The sequence below is a fragment of the Isoptericola sp. Y541 genome (assembly GCF_059445465.1).
Genome location: NZ_JCAIUJ010000001.1, coordinates 972121 through 987410 on the forward strand (window position 1 = coordinate 972121; position 15290 = coordinate 987410).

Below are 15290 nucleotides of genomic sequence, written 5' to 3' on the forward strand. Positions count from 1 at the left end.
CCACCGTTGTCCACCGTTCGCCGTCAGAGGACAACCCTCGCAGGTCGCCCGGACCATCCATCCCGGACAGCCCGACGAGAACGTACCGAGTCCGGCGGTCTCCGCGAACCCCCGGGCGGAAAATTCACCCGCTCCGACAGGAGCGGGAGCGTCCGCCGCCGGCGACTCAGGCCTCCCTGCGCTCCCGCACGGCGGCGGCGAGCGTGCCCAGCAGCTCGGCCGTGGTGTCCCAGTCCAGGCACCCGTCGGTGACGGACTGCCCGTACACGAGCCCATCGAGCGGGCCGGGCTTCTGCGCGCCGGCCACGAGGAAGCTTTCCATCATGAGGCCGGTGATGCCCTGCTCACCGTCGGCCAGGCGCGCGGCGATCTCGCGCACCACCTCGCCCTGGCGCACGTGGTCCTTGCCGGAGTTGCCGTGCGAGGCGTCCACCACGACGCCCGCCTCGACGGCGCCACCGAGGCCGGACTGGCGCGCGACGGCCAGCGCGTCCGCCACGTCGGCCGCGGAGTAGTTCGGGCCACCGCGCCCGCCGCGCAGGATGACGTGGCAGTCCGGGTTGCCGGTGGTCTCGACGGCGGCCGCGCGCCCCTCGGCGTCCGCCCCGAAGAAGGTGTGCTCGCTCGCGGCGGTGATGCAGCCGTCGACGGCGATCTGGATGTCGCCGTCCGTCGCGTTCTTGAAGCCCACGGGCATCGACAAGCCCGACGCGAGCTGGCGGTGCACCTGCGACTCCGCGTTGCGCGCGCCGATCGCGCCCCAGGTCACGGCGTCGGCGATGTACTGCGGGCTGGTGGGCTCGAGGAACTCGCACGCGGCGGGCACGCCGGCGTCGAGCACGCCCAGCAGCACCTCGCGCGCGAGCCGCAGCCCGTGGTGCACGTCGTGGGTGCCGTCCAGGTGCGGGTCGTTGATGAGGCCCTTCCAGCCCACCGTGGTGCGCGGCTTCTCGAAGTACACGCGCATCACGACGACCAGGTCGTCGGACAGCTCCCGGGCCACCGGGGCCAGTCGGCGGGCGTACTCCAGGGCGGCTGCCGGGTCGTGCACGGAGCAGGGGCCGACGATGACGAGCAGGCGGTCGTCCTCGCCGCGCAGCACGTCGCGCACCTCGCGGCGCGACGTCGTGACGAGGTCGCTGCGGGGGGTGCCCAGCGGCAGCTCCACCCGCAGCGCGCCCGGCGCGGGCAGCGGGTCGAGCGCGCGGACCCGCAGGTCGGAGGTCTCTGCCATCAGGTCAGTATGCGACCGGCCGGGTTCGGACGGCGCGGTACGGGGGGTGGCGGCGGTGGTCATCGCGGGGCTCCTGGTCAGTCGGGCGATCGGTGGCTGTCGGTCGGGGGGCGGTGGCTCGGCGTCGTCGTCGAACCGTGGCCCATGCCCGACCGGAGCGGCCCGTCTGACGACGAAGGGCCCCGGACGCGTGCAGCGTCCCAGGCCCTGTGCTGGCTCCGGAGTGGGTGTCGGTCAGGCGTCAGCCCGCCGAGCTCCTACCGGAGCCGGCGTAAAGCGCCAATACCAACGGGGGTTCACGTCGACGACGGTACGACGCCGGCACTCCGCCCGTCCACCCGCGTCCAGCATCCGGGCCGGCATCCTGGTCCAGCCCGCCGTAGTGTCGACGCATGCCGATCCCCCCGTTCGTCGCCGCGCTGCGCGCCCACGTCGGTCACGACCTGCTGTGGCTGCCCGGCGTCTCGGGCGTCGTGCTCGACGACGAGGGCCGGCTGCTGCTCGGCCGCCGCGCCGACAACGGGCTGTGGGCCGTCGTGTCCGGCATCCTCGACCCGGGCGAGGACCCGGCCGTCGGGCTGGCCCGGGAGGTACTCGAGGAGACCGGGGTGGACGCGCTGGTCGACGCGCTCGTCGCGGTGACCGTCACCCCGCCGGTTGACTACCCCGACGGGGACCGGTCGCAGTACCTCGACCTGTGCTTCCTGTGCCGAGCCGCCAGCCCCGAGGCCGCCGCGCGGGCGCACGTGGCGGACGACGAGTCGACCGACGTCGCCTGGTTCGCCCCCGACGACCTGCCGCCCGACCTCGCGCCGTCGTCGGCCGAACGCGTCGGCCACGCGCTGGGATGGCTCGCGGGCCCGTCCGACGCGCCGTTCTTCGTGCGCTGAGCCGTCGAGACGCCGAGGACAGCCGAGAGGACCGCCATGCCGACCCCCGCCACGCCGTCCACCCCCGAGGAGCTCTTCGCCCACTCCCCCGAGGGGATGGCGATCTGCGAGGCGCTCACGCGCCTCGTCGCCGAGACCACCGGGGACGACGTCACCACCCGCACCACCAAGACGCAGGTCGCATTCCGCCGACGCCGCGGCTTCGCCTTCGTGTGGCCACCCTGGGTGGGCGCGCGCGACCACGTCGACGCGCCCGCCATCGTGTCGTTCGGGCTCGACCGGGAGCTCGACTCGCCGCGCGTCAAGCAGGTCGTGCACCCCACGTCGCGGATGTGGATGCACCACGTGGAGGTGCACGACCCGGCCGATCTGGACGACGAGATCGCCGGCTGGCTGCGCGAGGCCTACGACGCCGCCGGCTGAGCCGCTACGGGCAGTCACGGGCCCGGCCGCGTTTCGTCGCGCGGGTGAAACATGATTCTGGTTATGTGAGCGTCGCCACAGTTGCCCGGCTCGCCCGGGCACGACGGTGCTCGGCCCCGACGGCCGGGTCACTCCGACATCAATGGAGGAAAACCGTGAGAGCACGCATCACCAGTGCGTTCGGCGCTGCGGGAGCCTTGCTCACCGCCGCCGTCCTCGCGCCCGGCATCGCCGCCGCGGCGCCGGCGGACGACGCACCACCGAACGATCCCGCGTCCGCGCACGTCAAGGAAGACGACCGCGCGGACCCGCTGAGCGACAAGCGCCGAGCCCTCAAGCAGGAGGCGGTCGACCGCGTCGCCATGGGCGACGCCAAGGTCACCACCCGCGGGAAGGGCGACAACACCTCGAAGTCGGTCAAGGTCGGCAAGAACCAGTGGGTCGAGTACGAGACGGAGGAGACGGCGCAGCTGCTGACGTTCCTCGTCGACTTCGGCGACCAGACCGACCCCCGCTTCCCCGACGCGCCGGCCACCGGACCCGCGCACAACGAGATCCCCGAGCCCACCCGCAGCGACAACTCCACGTACTGGGAGCGCGATTTCTCCCAGGAGCACTACGAGGAGATGTTCTTCACCGGGCTCGAGGACCAGGACGGCGAGTCCTTCGCCGACGTCTACGACGAGATGTCCTCCGGCCGGTTCGACCTGCAGGGCGACGTCTCCGACTGGGTGACGGTGCCCTACAACTCGGCGTCCTACGGGCAGACCGAGTCCAACGTGGACATGACGCGGTTCGTGCAGGACTCCGCGGACGCCTGGTACGCCGACCAGGTGGCCCAGGGCAAGACGGACGCGGAGATCACCGAGTACCTCCAGTCGTTCGACGTCTGGGACCGCTACGACCTGGACGCCGACGGGATCTTCGACGAGTCCGACGGCTACATCGACCACTTCCAGGCGATCCACGCCGGGGAGGGCGAGGAGGCCGGCGCGCCCGAGTCGGCGATCTGGTCGCACCGGTGGGCGGTCAACCCGCTGGGCCAGGACGGGCCCACGGACTACGACAAGGTCGGCGGCATCAAGATCGGTGACTCCGACATCTGGATCCGCGACTACACCACGGAGCCGGAGAACGGCGGCCTCGGCGTCTTCGCGCACGAGTTCGGCCACGACCTCGGCCTCCCCGACTACTACGACACGGAGGGCGGCGAGAACGGCACCGGCTTCTGGAACCTCATGAGCTCCGGCTCGTGGATGGGTCACGGCGACGGCACCATCGGCACCACGCCGAACCACATGGGCGCCACCGAGAAGATGTTCCTGGGCTGGCTCGACTACGAGACGGTCGACCAGGGCGAACGGGCCACGGTCAAGCTCGGCCCGTCGTACCACGCCACGACGAATCCCCAGGCCGTGGTGGTGAACCTGCCGGACGGCGTCAAGGACGTCGATCTCGGCGTCGAGCCGTACGACGGGCAGTTCGCCTACTCCGGCACGGGCAGCAACGCGAGCTACACGCTCGCGTCGCCGTCGTTCACCGTGCCCGACGCGGCGTCGCTGACCGCCAAGGTGCAGTACGAGATCGAGCCGGGCTACGACCATGCCTTCGCCGAGATCTCGACCGACGGCGGCACGGAGTGGACGTCGCTCGCGACGAACCTCTCCGACGCCGACGCGAACGGCGGCTTCTCCGGCGACTCGGGCGAGGCGTGGGTCGACCTGACCGCCGACCTGGCCGAGTACGCCGGGCAGGACGCCCAGATCCGGTTCCGGTACGCCAGCGACGGCGGCCTCAACCTCAAGGGCCTCATGGTCGACGACGTCGCCGTGGGCGACGCGCTGACCGAGGACTTCAGCGACGGCTTCGACGACTGGACGAACGACGAGTTCAGCGTCATCGCGGACGACGGCACCTACGAGGTCGAGTTCTCGCACTACTACGTGGCGGAGAACCGGCAGTACGCCGGCTACGACACGACCCTGAAGGAGGGTCCGTACAACTTCGGCTGGACCCTCACCAAGCCGAACACCGTGGAGCACTACCCGTACCAGGACGGCCTGCTGGTCTGGTACTCGAACTCGTTCTACGGCGACAACAACACCTCGCAGCACCCGGGCGGCGGCCAGGCCCTGCCGGTCGACGCGAACGCGCAGGCCCTGCGGTGGTCGGACGGCACGCTCGCCCGCAACCGCATCCAGTCGTTCGACGCGACATTCGGCGTCGGGAAGTCCGACGCGTTCACCCTGCACCGGGAGACCGAGGCCGGGCTGACGACGCTGCGCACCTGGAAGGAGAAGGCGGAGAAGGTCTTCAACGACTCCGACCCGTACGAGTACTACGACGAGTCCAACCCCGGTGGGTCGGTCATCGTCGCGGGATCGGGCACGAAGATCAAGGTCACCAAGGTGAACGCCAAGAACGGTGTGATGACGTTGAACGTCACCACGCCCCGCATCCACAAGTGACCCACCCGTGAGTTGTCAGGGCCAGGCGCGCGTATTCATGCTCCTGGTCCTGACAACTCACCGGCTCGCACACCTGTCAGGGCCACGTGCACGGCAACGTGCGCGTGGCCCTGACAACTCGGGGTCAACGGGCGTAGCGGGACACGAAGTTCCGCAGGATCCGCATCGGTTCGGTGACGCGGTGCTCGCGCGAGCGGGCCACGATCCGCTCGCCCTCCTCGGGCGGGAAGTACCCGTACGACCGGTACACCTCAACCCGCTGCTCGATGCCGGCGAGGTCGAGCTCGGGGTGGAACTGGGTGGCGTACAGGTGGTGCCGCACCCGGAACATCTGCACCGGCGCGTCGGCGGACCTGGCGAGCAGAGTGGCGGACGGCGGCAGCTCGCGGACCGCCTCCTTGTGCCCCAGGTAGGCGGCGAACCGGCGGGGCAGGCCCGCGAGCAGCGGGTCGGCGAGCCCCTCGTCGGTCAGCTCGATCTCGGCGGGGCCCACCGGTTCGGCGTACGTGCGGTCGACGACGCCGCCCTGGTGGGTGCCGAGGGTCCCGACGCCGTAGCAGGCGCCGAGGAACGGGAAGTCGCGGTCGACCAGCTCGTCGAGCAGGGCGGCCATCTCGCGCTCGACCCGCACCTGGACGGCCGACTTCTCGTCGTCGGGGTCGGAGGAGTTGAACGGGCCTCCGCCCACGATCACGCCGGAGAACGCGTCGAGGTCGACGCGCGGCATCGGATCGCGCTCGAGCCGGTGCCGTCGCAGCGCCTCGGCGGGGAGCCCCGAGTACCGGAGCACGGCGTCGTGCTCCCCGTCGGCGGCGACGTCCTCGGCCCGCGTGCCGAGAAACAGGAACGGCCTCACGACTGCAGGCTAGACGGCTCCTGCTCGGCACGCCGCTCGCTCGCGGCCACGGGCCGGCGCGCCCAGAACGACGCGAGAACCGAGCCCGACACGTTGTGCCACACGGAGAACAGCGCCGCGGGCAGGGCGGCGGCCGGCGTGAAGTAGGTCGTGGCGAGGCTGGCCGCGAGGCCCGAGTTCTGCATCCCGACCTCGACGCTCACCGCGCGGCGCGCCCCCTCGTCCAGGCGCGCGAGGCTCGCGGCCCCGTAGCCGAGCATCAGCCCGAGGCCGTTGTGCAGGATGACGGCCAGCGCGACGAGCAGCCCCGTGCTGAGCACGGCGTCGGCGTTGGCGGCGACGATGCCCGCGACCACGACGACGATGCCCGCCACGGACACCAGCGGCAGGTACGGCAGCATGTACCGCTCGACGAGCCCACCCGCGAAGGTCCGCACCAGCAGGCCCGCCAGCACCGGGAACAGCACGATCTGCATGATCGACGTGACCAACGCCCCGTAGGTGACGTCGAGCTGGGACCCCGCGAGCCACAGCACCAGCGCCGGCGTGAGCAACGGGGCGAGCAGCGTCGACACGGACGTGAGCGTCACGGACAGCGCCGTGTCCCCCTTGGCGAGATACACGATGACGTTCGACGCCGTCCCGCCGGGCGCGGAGCCCACGAGGATCATGCCGATCATCGCCTCGCCCTCGAGCCCGAAGAGGTGCCCGATCCCCCACGCCAGCATCGGCATGATCGTGAACTGCGCGACGACGCCGAGCGCCACCGCCCACGGGCGCCGCACCACGAGCCCGAAGTCGGACCCACGCAGTGTGAGCCCCATCCCGAACATGATGATCCCGAGGAACAGCGGCGTCTGTGCCGCGATCGGCGCGAGCGCCGTCGGGGCGAGCAGCCCCGCGACCCCGCCCAGCACCACGAGCACCGCGAACCACCGGCCGGCCAGCTCCGCTACTTTGCGCATGGAGCGGCACACTACCTGCAACAGCGTCGGGCGTGACGACGAGTCCTTGTCGCGAGGCTGGATGGGCCTGGCGCGAGGTCGCGAGGAACGAGCGACCGGATGGACGCCTCGCGACAAGGACTCGTCGTCACGCCCGACCACCGATCGGGCACGGGGCAGCGCTCAGGTCACGTCCAGCGGAACAGCCGGACCGCGAGGGGCAGGAGCACCACCGTCCACACCACCATGACGATGCACTGCAGCAGCGGGAACCCCGACTCGAACCAGCCCGTGGTCAACGCCTGGGCGGCGGCGCCCAGGGGCGTGAACTGCCCGATCTGGCGCAGGAGGTCGGGCATGATCGGACCCGGTGTCCACAGCCCGGCGAGGAGCAGCATCGGGAAGTAGAGGGACATCGCGATGGCGTTCGCCGCGGACGCGCGGGGGGCGACGGCCGCGACGAGCATGCCGAGCGAGAACATCGCGCCGAGCCCGAGCACGAAGGCCAGCAGCACGACGCCGACGTTCACGGGGACGGGGACGCCGAACGCGAGCTGGGCGACCACGAGGGCCAGCAACACCCCGACCACGGTGGTGGCGATGTTGATGAGCAGGTGGCTCAGCACGATCCCCTGCGGCCGCATGGGCGTGGTCGACAGCCGCCGCAGCACGCCCTTCTCGCGGTAGGTCGCGATCGTCACGGGCATGACGGTCAGGGCCGCGGTGCCCACCGCCATCGCGAGCACCGTGGGCAGGAAGGTCGCGACCGGCGTCAGCCCGTACCAGATGGAGTCCGGCGGGGCGTCGGTGATGGGGTCCCGCATGCCCGGGATGGCGAACCCGACGCCGACGAGGATGATGCTCGGGAAGAGGATCCCGAAGAACGGGGCGGCGAAGTCGCGCAGCCAGACCCGGGTCTCGGTGGTCAGCAGGCGCCCGAACCCGCGCCAGCCGCGCCCTGCGGCGCGGGCCGGGACGGCGGCTGTGGTGGTGGCGGTCATGACCGGTCTCCTTCGGTGACGAGGTCGGACTCGGGCTGGTAGGTGCGCCCGGTGACGGCGAGGAACACGTCCTCGAGCGAGCGGGTGACGGTGCGGACGTCGTCGGGGACGAGGTCCGCCTCGGCGAGGGCCGGCACGACGGCGAAAAGGACGCGGTGCGAACCGGTGACGGCCACCTCGGCGGCCGCGCCGGGGAGCACCTCGGTGCGGGTGACGTCGGGGTGCCGGTCGGCGAGGCCGGCCAGCATCTGGCGGCCGTGCTCCGCGTCGTCGGGGGCGAAGCGGACCACCACGGTGCGGCCGTCCTCCAGCCCGTCGATCAGGGAGGTCGGCGTGCCCTCGGCGACGACGCGCCCGGCGTCGATGACGACGAGCCGGTCGCAGAGGCGTTCCGCCTCCTCCATGAAGTGCGTAACGAGCAGGATCGTGACGCCGGTGTCGCGGACGCGCTCCACGAGGTCCCAGGTGGCGCGCCGGGCCTGCGGGTCGAGGCCCGTGGTGAGCTCGTCGAGGACGGCGATCTTCGGGTTCCCGACGAGTGCGAGCGCGATGGACAGCCGCTGCTTCTGGCCGCCCGAGAGGCGGGCGAACTGTTTGTCGGCGTGCGCGGTCAGGTCGAGCAGCGCCAGGAGCTCGGCCGGGTCGGCGGGGTTCGCGTAGAACCCGGCGAACAAGTTCAGGGCCTCGCCCACGGTGATCTTGTCGTGCAGCGCTGCCTCCTGGAGCTGCACTCCCAGGATGTCGCGGACGGCGGACGGGTCGCGCTGGGTGTCGACGCCCTGCACGCGCACGGTGCCGCCGTCGGCGGTGCGCAGGCCGGCGAGCGTCTCGACGGTCGTGGTCTTGCCGGCCCCGTTGGGGCCGAGGATCCCGAAGATCTCGCCGGGCTGGACGGCGAACGAGACGCCGTCGACGGCCACCTTCGGTCCGTACGTCTTGCGGAGGTTCGTTACCTCCACGATGGGGTCGGCCATGAAAGGCCTCCTTCCGGTCGGTGTTGCGGGGTCGTCTGGTGGGTAGGGAGTGGCGAGCGTGAGGTCGGGGACACGGGATCGGTCATGGTCGATCGCTGCCCGTCATGGTCGGAGCGGGACGGTCCGGAGCAGGCGGTGCGCGACGACGGCGGCGAGCGCCGCGGCCGCGATCCCGCCGGCGACGGTGAGGACGGCGGCGGGTGCGACGTCTTCGTACCCGCCGCGCAGGGGGATGCCGAACAGGCCGGTGCGGGTGGCGACGTCGGCGAGCGCGCACGGGACCATCTGCAGCGGGATCAGGAGCGTGGCACGCACGGCCCCGAACCGCCGGTACCCGGCAATGACGGCGACGCCCGCGAGCATGTACGTCATCACGACGAGCGCCTCGCCCACGACCGTGACGACGACCCCGGCGACGGTGTCCAGCGGCAGCGGCGTAGCGCCGCCCTGCCAGTACCGGTCGAGCGCTCCGTAGATGCGCTCCTCGCCGAGTGTGAGCAGCACCGTCGCCGCCCCGAATATCGGTCCGGCCACCGCGGCCGCCTGGGCGACGCCCGCGACGACCGACCGGCGGGTCCCGCCGGCAGCGATGTGCAGGCGCAGCACGCTGCCGGAGACGACCGCGCCGACCGCGAACGCGACCCAGCGCGGCGGCGATCCCGCCATGTCGTACGTGAGGCCCGCCGCTTCCCCGCCCCAGCGGTCCACAGCCGCGGGCACGCCCGCGACGAGCACCGCCCAGATCGCCCAGAACCAGGCGCCTACGACGAGCAGTGCCACCCGCAGGCACCTGCGGCGAAGGGCGGCGGTCGCGACCCGGTGATGGTGTGCGCGGGGAGACGCGGTCGTCGGGGCCGGGGCAGCGTGTGTCGTGGTCATGACGCTCACCGCGCCGGCCGGAGTCGCAGGAAGCGCAGCTGCCACCACAGCCAGGCCGCTACGAGAGCCAGCAGCCCGAGGGCCACGGGGAGGCCGACGACGGTGGAGAGGCCGCCGTCGCCCGGGAGCAGACCGCTGAAGGCGTCGTCGAACGCGCCGCTGCCGGTCGCGACGTCCACCAGGACGAGCAGCGCCAGGCCGGGCAGCATGAGAAGCCCGCCCCGCCAGAGCCCGGACGTCTGGAAGCTCGCGACGACGGCCATCCCGACCAGCATGTACACGGCGACGTAGATCGCCGTGGCCGCGCCGGTCACGACGACCCACGAGCCGCCGGACTCCAGGCTGCTGCCGAGCTGGTCCCACTCCCAGCCGAGGGCCTCGAAGAGGGCGCGCTCGGCGAGCAGCAGCAGCACGTGAAGCACGCCGTATGCGACGCCGGCGACCAGGACCGCGCCGAGCGCGCCGACATACATCGCCCGGCGGGTGCCGCCGGCGGCGACGTGCGTGGTGAGGATCGCGACGAGGGAGCCGGTCCCGAGGGACAGGGCGAACCAGGGCACGGCGTACTCGGCGCCGGTCATGACGCCCCCGCCCATCACGCCGCCCGCCTGGTCCACGATCAGGGGCACGGCGACCATGGCGACGAGGAAGAGGCCCCAGAACGCGGCCCCGATCGCGAGCGTCACCGTGCCGACGGACCGCGCGACCCTGCGGACCGCCCGGGCGTGCGCCTGCGCGGCGAACGCGTCACGGTCCTCGCGGGTGGTGACGGCGCTCATCGTCCCGTCTCCGTCCGGCTCTCCTGCCGGGACGCCGCGGCCGAGGAGCGGCCGTCGGCGTGCCGCGGCTGGGTGAGGCGCACGAACAGGTCCTGCAGGGGCAGCGACCCGAGCGCGACGCCGGCGGCACGCGCCGCGGCGGCCTCGCCGTCGTCGGGCGCGCCCTCGAGGGTGACCTGCACGGTGGCGCCGAGCTGCTGGCGGTGCAGCACGCGCCGCCCGCCGGTGAGCTCCTCGACGGCGGCGACCGGCCCGGTGAAGCTGAAGCCGCGCGCCTGCATCTCCTCGGCCGTCTCGGCGAGGAGCACCGAGCCGCGGTCCAGGACGACGACGTCCTCGAAGAGCCGTTCGACCTCCTCGACCAGGTGGCTGGACAGCAGGATGGTGCGCGGGTGCTCGGCGTAGTCGGCGAGGATCTCGTCGTAGAACGCGTACCGGGTGGGGGCGTCCATGCCGAGGTAGACCTCGTCGAGGATCGTCATCGGGGCCCGCGCCGCCAGGCCGATGGTGGCGCCGACGGCCGACCGCTTGCCGCGTGACAGGGCCGCGGGCTTCTTGCGCACGTCGACCTCGAACAGGTCGAGCAGCCGGCCCGCGAGGTCGGCGTCCCAGTAGGGGCGCAGGTCCGCGTAGTACCTCAACGACGCCGCGACCTTTTCCTCGTCCTGGAGGTCGCCGCTCTCGCGCACGAGCTGGACGTTGGCCGTGATCCACGGGTTCTCCCACGGGTCCTCGAGCGCGCCGTCGAGGCCGACCCGCACGCTGCCGCTGGTCGGTCGCGTGAACGCCGCGAGCAACGACAGGAGGGTCGACTTCCCGGCGCCGTTGCGGCCCAGGACCCCGGTGATCACGCCGGGACGGATCGTCAGGTCCGCGCCGCGCAGGGCGGTCCCGGCGTCGTCCGTGATGGGGGTCCCGGCAACGGACATGCGGTGCTGCTTGCCGAACCGGACGACGACGTCGTCCAGACGCGCGCCGAAGGGTGCGGGGGTCATGATGCCTCCGTGGTGGTGGGGTTTCCGTGGCCGTTCGTCCCGAGCACGTAGGCCACGAGCTCGTCGGTCGGGATGCCGAGGATGTCGGCCTGCGCGAGGGCGGGGGCGAGCACGTCGTCGAAGTAGGCCTTGCGGTGCTGGTCGAGCAGGCGCTCCCGCGCGCCGGGGGCGACGAACATGCCCAGGCCGCGGCGCTTGTAGAGCACGCCCTCGTCGACGAGGCCGGTGAAGGCCTTCGCCGCCGTGGCGGGGTTGATGCGGAACGTCGTCGCGAACTGGGTGGTGGACATGACCTGCTCCTCCTCCGCGAGCTCTCCGGCGAGCACCTGCGCGCGGATCATCTGGGCGATCTGCACGTAGATGGGCTCCGGTCCGTCGAACACGCGGGGCCTCCTTCAGCCGATCGGGGTTAGGTGGTTCATTACTCGACTAATGAACCATAGGACCACGGTCGCGCGCAACCCCTCCCGCCGAGGTAGTCCGGATCTCGCCGAGGTAGTGGCTCGGACGCGCGAGGTAGTGGCTCGGACGCGCGAGGTAGTTTCCGGTCCCCGAGAGGTCGCGCGGAGGCACGGCCGGCGTCGTTCACTGGAGGCATGGCGTGGACCAGCGACGTGTGGTCGAGCCTCGCGTTCGTCGTGGCGGGGGCCTGGATCCTGGTGACCGCCGGCCGAGGTCGGGGCGACGACGGCGCCAGGTCCCGCGCCGCGCTCGGCGTGCTGGCCGTGCTGGTCGGCGTCGGATCGGTGGTGCAGCACGGCCCTGCGCCGTCGTGGAACCCGGTGCTGCACGACCCCCCGCTCCTCGGCGCCTACGCGCTCGTGGCCGCCGACAGCGCGGCCGACCTCACCGAACGGCGGATGCGCACCTGGTGGTGGCTCGCGCCGACGCTCGCCGACGTCGTGCTGGCGGCGGCGTGGCCGGAGGCGTCGATGGTCGCCCAGGGAGCGGCGGCGGCCGTGGCGGTCGTCCTCGTGCTCGCCCGGGCCGTCCGCCGTCCCGTGCTACGGGCGCGCCTGCTCGCCGCGCTGGGAGTGCTCGCCGTCGGGAGCGCGGTCGGGGAGGTCTCGCGCCCCGGACGCCCGTGGGCCGCTTGGGCCGGCGTGGACGCCGGGGCGCTCGGTGTCCTCACCGGTCACGCGGTGTGGCACGTGCTCGCCGCCGTCGCGATCGCCGTCGTCGCGCCGACGCTGGGCTCCCGTCCAGGGCCAGAACAGCGCGAGGCCCGACGGCGATCCATCCGCCGTCGGGCCTCGTCACGGTCACGACCCGAGTAGCTCCCCCGGCAGATCTCGGACTATCTCGCCGAGATCTGAACTACCTCGGCGAGACTCGAACTACCTCGGCGAGATTGGAACCACCTCGCGGTCACGCGGGTGCCGCCTCTGCGGCGGCGTCCGCGGCGTCGACGTCGTCGAGCGCTTCCAGCTCGGCCAGGTCGGCCGCGACGATCTCCGCGATCTGCACGGCGTTGAGCGCCGCGCCCTTGCGCAGGTTGTCGTTGGCGACGAAGAGCACGAGGCCGCGCCCGCCGGGCACGGACTGGTCGGTGCGGATCCGCCCGACGAACGACGGGTCGGCGCCGGCGGCGGCGAGCGGCGTCGGGACGTCGGCCAGCTCGACGCCGGGAGCCGCGGCGAGCAGCGCCCGCGCCCGCTCGGGCGTGATCGCGGCGCCGAACTCGGCGTGGATCGCCAGCGAGTGCCCGGTGAACACCGGCACGCGCACGCAGGTGCCGGCCACGGCGAGGTCGGGCAGGCCGAGGATCTTGCGCGACTCGTTGCGGAGCTTCTGCTCCTCGTCGGTCTCGCCCGAGCCGTCGTCCACGAGGTTCCCGGCCAGCGGCAGCACGTCGAACGCGATGGGCGCGACGTACTTGTCCGGCTCGGGGAGCTCCACGGCCGACCCGTCGTGCACGAGCCCCTCGAGGTTCCCGGCGACGGCGGCCCGCGCCTGGTCAGCGAGCTCCTTGACCCCGCCGAGCCCGGAACCGGAGACGGCCTGGTAGGTCGCGACCCGCAGCCGCTCCAGCCCGGCCTCGTCGGCCAGCGGCTTGAGCACCGGCATCGCTGCCATCGTGGTGCAGTTCGGGTTGGCGACGATGCCCTTGACAGCGTCGGCGATCGCGTCCGGGTTCACCTCGGACACGACGAGCGGCACCTCGGGGTCGAGCCGCCACGCGGACGAGTTGTCGATGACGACAGCGCCCGCCTCTGCGAACCGGGGTGCGTGCTCGCGCGCCGTGCCGCCGCCGGCCGAGAAGAGCGCGACGTCGACGTCAGCGAGGTCGTCGGTGGCCGTGGCCGCGACGTCCTCCACGACGACGTCCACGCCCTCGAACGGCAGCGTGGAGCCCACCGACCGCGCGGAGGCGAAGAAGCGGAGCCCCTTGACGGGGAAGGCGCGCTCCGCGAGCAGGCGGCGCATCACGGCGCCGACCTGGCCGGTGGCGCCCACCACGGCGACGTTCACGCCGGTGTCGTTGATCTGGACCACCAGCGCGTCACCGCCCCGAGCCGGCGTAGACGACGGCCTCGCCGTCGGCGGAGTCCAGCCCGAACGCGGTGTGGATGGCCCGCACCGCGTCGTCGAGGGCGTCCTCGCGCGTGACCACCGAGATGCGGATCTCCGAGGTGGAGATCATCTCGATGTTGATGCCGGCGTCGCGCAGCGCGCCGAACAGCCGCGCGGAGACGCCGGGGTGCGACTTCATGCCCGCGCCGACCAGCGACAGCTTGCCGATCTGGTCGTCGTACTGCAGCGACGCGAACCCGAGCTCCGCCTGGAGGGCGTTGAGCGCGGCCAGCGTCCTGGGGCTGTCGGCGTGCGGCAGCGTGAACGAGATGTCCGTGAGCCCGGTGTGCGCGGCCGAGACGTTCTGCACGATCATGTCGATGTTCGCGCCGGTGCCGGCCACGACCTCGAAGATGCGGGCGGCGGTGCCGGGCTTGTCCGGCACGCCGACGACGGTGATCTTGGCCTCGCTGCGGTCGTGCGCGACGCCGGAGATGATCGGGGCTTCCATCTCGGTGTTCTCCTCACTGTCCCCCTGCACGCCCGAGGGGGCGTTCGGGTCGATCGCGTCGCCGTGCGTGCCGGTGACGAGGGTGCCGGTGGTGTTGCTGAACGAGCTGCGCACGTGCACGGGCACGTCGTAGCGGCGCGCGTACTCCACGGCGCGCAGGGCCAGGACCTTCGCGCCCGATGCGGCGAGCTCGAGCATCTCCTCGTAGGTGACGCGGTCGATCTTGCGCGCGGTCGGGACGATGCGCGGGTCGGCGGTGAACACGCCGTCGACGTCCGTGTAGATCTCGCAGACGTCGGCGGCGAGGCCGGCGGCCAGCGCGACCGCCGTCGTGTCGGAGCCGCCGCGGCCGAGCGTCGTCACGTCGTCGTCGGAGCTCACGCCCTGGAATCCCGCGACGATCGCGACCTGCCCGCGCCCCACCGTCTCGCGGATGCGGTGCGGCACCACGTCCAGGAGGCGGGCGTGGCCGTGCACCGCGTCGGTCATGAGGCCGGCCTGCTGGCCGGTGAAGGACTTCGCCTTGACCCCGAGGTTCGTGATCGCCATCGCGAGGAGGGACATCGAGATGCGCTCACCGGAGGTGAGGAGGATATCGAGCTCGCGCTGCGGGGGCAGAGGGGTGATCTGTCCGGCGAGGTCGAGGAGCTCGTCCGTGGTGTCGCCCATGGCGCTCACCACGACGACGACGTCGTTCCCCGCCCGCTTGGCCGCCGCGATCCGCTTGGCCACCCGCTTGATGCTGTGGGCGTCCGAGACCGATGATCCGCCGTACTTCTGTACGACAAGTGCCATTGTCACAACCTTCTGTCAACCGGCCTC

General features: G+C 72.3%; 15 protein-coding genes. 4 read left to right on the forward strand and 11 right to left on the reverse strand.

What is annotated here, in order from left to right; genetic code table 11:
- Nucleotides 1–166 precede the first annotated feature (166 nt).
- The gene (locus AC1C2V_RS04405) at nucleotides 167–1234 is read right to left on the reverse strand and encodes a 3-deoxy-7-phosphoheptulonate synthase (protein ID WP_495388336.1); all 1068 of its coding nucleotides are present in this window, start codon (nucleotides 1232–1234) and stop codon (nucleotides 167–169) included.
- Nucleotides 1235–1626: 392 nt separating this feature from the next.
- On the opposite strand from AC1C2V_RS04405, the gene AC1C2V_RS04410 reads away from it, so the two are divergent.
- The 3 genes from AC1C2V_RS04410 to AC1C2V_RS04420 all read left to right on the forward strand — a co-directional run bounded on the left by AC1C2V_RS04410 (nucleotide 1627) and on the right by AC1C2V_RS04420 (nucleotide 5015).
- On the forward strand, nucleotides 1627–2124 hold the full coding sequence (locus AC1C2V_RS04410; RefSeq protein ID WP_495388337.1) for an NUDIX hydrolase: 498 nt from the start codon (nucleotides 1627–1629) through the stop codon (nucleotides 2122–2124).
- A 36-nt stretch (nucleotides 2125–2160) separates the two neighbouring features.
- Entirely contained in the window at nucleotides 2161–2547 is a 387-nt protein-coding gene (locus AC1C2V_RS04415) for a DUF5655 domain-containing protein (RefSeq protein WP_495388338.1), read from the forward strand.
- Nucleotides 2548–2702: 155 nt separating this feature from the next.
- Nucleotides 2703–5015 (forward strand): immune inhibitor A domain-containing protein, encoded by a 2313-nt coding sequence (locus tag AC1C2V_RS04420; RefSeq protein ID WP_495388339.1) that lies wholly within the window; start codon nucleotides 2703–2705, stop codon nucleotides 5013–5015.
- Between the two features lie 124 nt (nucleotides 5016–5139).
- On the opposite strand, the gene AC1C2V_RS04425 is transcribed toward AC1C2V_RS04420, so the two are convergent.
- The 8 genes from AC1C2V_RS04425 to AC1C2V_RS04460 all read right to left on the reverse strand — a co-directional run bounded on the left by AC1C2V_RS04425 (nucleotide 5140) and on the right by AC1C2V_RS04460 (nucleotide 11826).
- Entirely contained in the window at nucleotides 5140–5871 is a 732-nt protein-coding gene (locus tag AC1C2V_RS04425) for a glutamine amidotransferase (protein WP_495388340.1), read from the reverse strand.
- Nucleotides 5868–6836: a bile acid:sodium symporter family protein gene (locus tag AC1C2V_RS04430; RefSeq protein WP_495388341.1), complete on the reverse strand. Its 969-nt coding sequence runs from the start codon at nucleotides 6834–6836 to the stop codon at nucleotides 5868–5870. The genes AC1C2V_RS04425 and AC1C2V_RS04430 overlap by 4 nt, the downstream gene beginning before the upstream one ends.
- Before the next feature lie 167 nt (nucleotides 6837–7003).
- Nucleotides 7004–7816, reverse strand: a complete 813-nt coding sequence (locus AC1C2V_RS04435; RefSeq protein WP_495388342.1) for an ABC transporter permease — start codon at nucleotides 7814–7816, stop codon at nucleotides 7004–7006.
- Nucleotides 7813–8790: an ABC transporter ATP-binding protein gene (locus AC1C2V_RS04440; protein WP_495388343.1), complete on the reverse strand. Its 978-nt coding sequence runs from the start codon at nucleotides 8788–8790 to the stop codon at nucleotides 7813–7815. The genes AC1C2V_RS04435 and AC1C2V_RS04440 overlap by 4 nt, the downstream gene beginning before the upstream one ends.
- Nucleotides 8791–8892: 102 nt before the next feature.
- A complete protein-coding gene (locus AC1C2V_RS04445) occupies nucleotides 8893–9570 on the reverse strand; it encodes a hypothetical protein (RefSeq protein ID WP_495388344.1) in 678 nt (225 codons plus the stop codon).
- Between the two features lie 104 nt (nucleotides 9571–9674).
- The gene (locus AC1C2V_RS04450; protein ID WP_495388345.1) at nucleotides 9675–10448 is read right to left on the reverse strand and encodes a hypothetical protein; all 774 of its coding nucleotides are present in this window, start codon (nucleotides 10446–10448) and stop codon (nucleotides 9675–9677) included.
- Nucleotides 10445–11443, reverse strand: a complete 999-nt coding sequence (locus AC1C2V_RS04455; protein WP_495388346.1) for an ATP-binding cassette domain-containing protein — start codon at nucleotides 11441–11443, stop codon at nucleotides 10445–10447. Before AC1C2V_RS04455 ends, AC1C2V_RS04450 begins: the two co-directional genes overlap by 4 nt.
- Nucleotides 11440–11826, reverse strand: a complete 387-nt coding sequence (locus AC1C2V_RS04460) for a GntR family transcriptional regulator (RefSeq protein ID WP_495388347.1) — start codon at nucleotides 11824–11826, stop codon at nucleotides 11440–11442. Before AC1C2V_RS04460 ends, AC1C2V_RS04455 begins: the two co-directional genes overlap by 4 nt.
- A gap of 213 nt (nucleotides 11827–12039) precedes the next feature.
- Between AC1C2V_RS04460 and AC1C2V_RS04465 the strand changes: the two genes are divergently transcribed.
- Nucleotides 12040–12720: a hypothetical protein gene (locus tag AC1C2V_RS04465; protein WP_495388348.1), complete on the forward strand. Its 681-nt coding sequence runs from the start codon at nucleotides 12040–12042 to the stop codon at nucleotides 12718–12720.
- A gap of 91 nt (nucleotides 12721–12811) precedes the next feature.
- On the opposite strand, the gene AC1C2V_RS04470 is transcribed toward AC1C2V_RS04465, so the two are convergent.
- Both AC1C2V_RS04470 and AC1C2V_RS04475 read right to left on the reverse strand, forming a co-directional pair.
- Nucleotides 12812–13939, reverse strand: coding sequence for an aspartate-semialdehyde dehydrogenase (locus AC1C2V_RS04470; protein WP_495388349.1), 1128 nt, complete (start codon nucleotides 13937–13939; stop codon nucleotides 12812–12814).
- 7 nt (nucleotides 13940–13946) lie between these two features.
- Entirely contained in the window at nucleotides 13947–15263 is a 1317-nt protein-coding gene (locus tag AC1C2V_RS04475; RefSeq protein ID WP_495388350.1) for an aspartate kinase, read from the reverse strand.
- Nucleotides 15264–15290 lie beyond the last annotated feature (27 nt).

Excerpts from the sequence above, each read along its gene's own strand:
- AC1C2V_RS04465 (WP_495388348.1), top strand. The coding sequence starts at position 12,040 with ATGGCGTGGACCAGCGACGTGTGGTCGAGCCTCGCGTTCGTCGTGGCG.
- AC1C2V_RS04440 (WP_495388343.1), bottom strand. The coding sequence starts at position 8,790 with ATGGCCGACCCCATCGTGGAGGTAACGAACCTCCGCAAGACGTACGGA.
- AC1C2V_RS04430 (WP_495388341.1), bottom strand. The coding sequence starts at position 6,836 with ATGCGCAAAGTAGCGGAGCTGGCCGGCCGGTGGTTCGCGGTGCTCGTG.
- AC1C2V_RS04405 (WP_495388336.1), bottom strand. The coding sequence starts at position 1,234 with ATGGCAGAGACCTCCGACCTGCGGGTCCGCGCGCTCGACCCGCTGCCC.
- AC1C2V_RS04455 (WP_495388346.1), bottom strand. The coding sequence starts at position 11,443 with ATGACCCCCGCACCCTTCGGCGCGCGTCTGGACGACGTCGTCGTCCGG.
- AC1C2V_RS04475 (WP_495388350.1), bottom strand. The coding sequence starts at position 15,263 with ATGGCACTTGTCGTACAGAAGTACGGCGGATCATCGGTCTCGGACGCC.
- AC1C2V_RS04450 (WP_495388345.1), bottom strand. The coding sequence starts at position 10,448 with ATGAGCGCCGTCACCACCCGCGAGGACCGTGACGCGTTCGCCGCGCAG.
- AC1C2V_RS04435 (WP_495388342.1), bottom strand. The coding sequence starts at position 7,816 with ATGACCGCCACCACCACAGCCGCCGTCCCGGCCCGCGCCGCAGGGCGC.
- AC1C2V_RS04410 (WP_495388337.1), top strand. The coding sequence starts at position 1,627 with ATGCCGATCCCCCCGTTCGTCGCCGCGCTGCGCGCCCACGTCGGTCAC.
- AC1C2V_RS04415 (WP_495388338.1), top strand. The coding sequence starts at position 2,161 with ATGCCGACCCCCGCCACGCCGTCCACCCCCGAGGAGCTCTTCGCCCAC.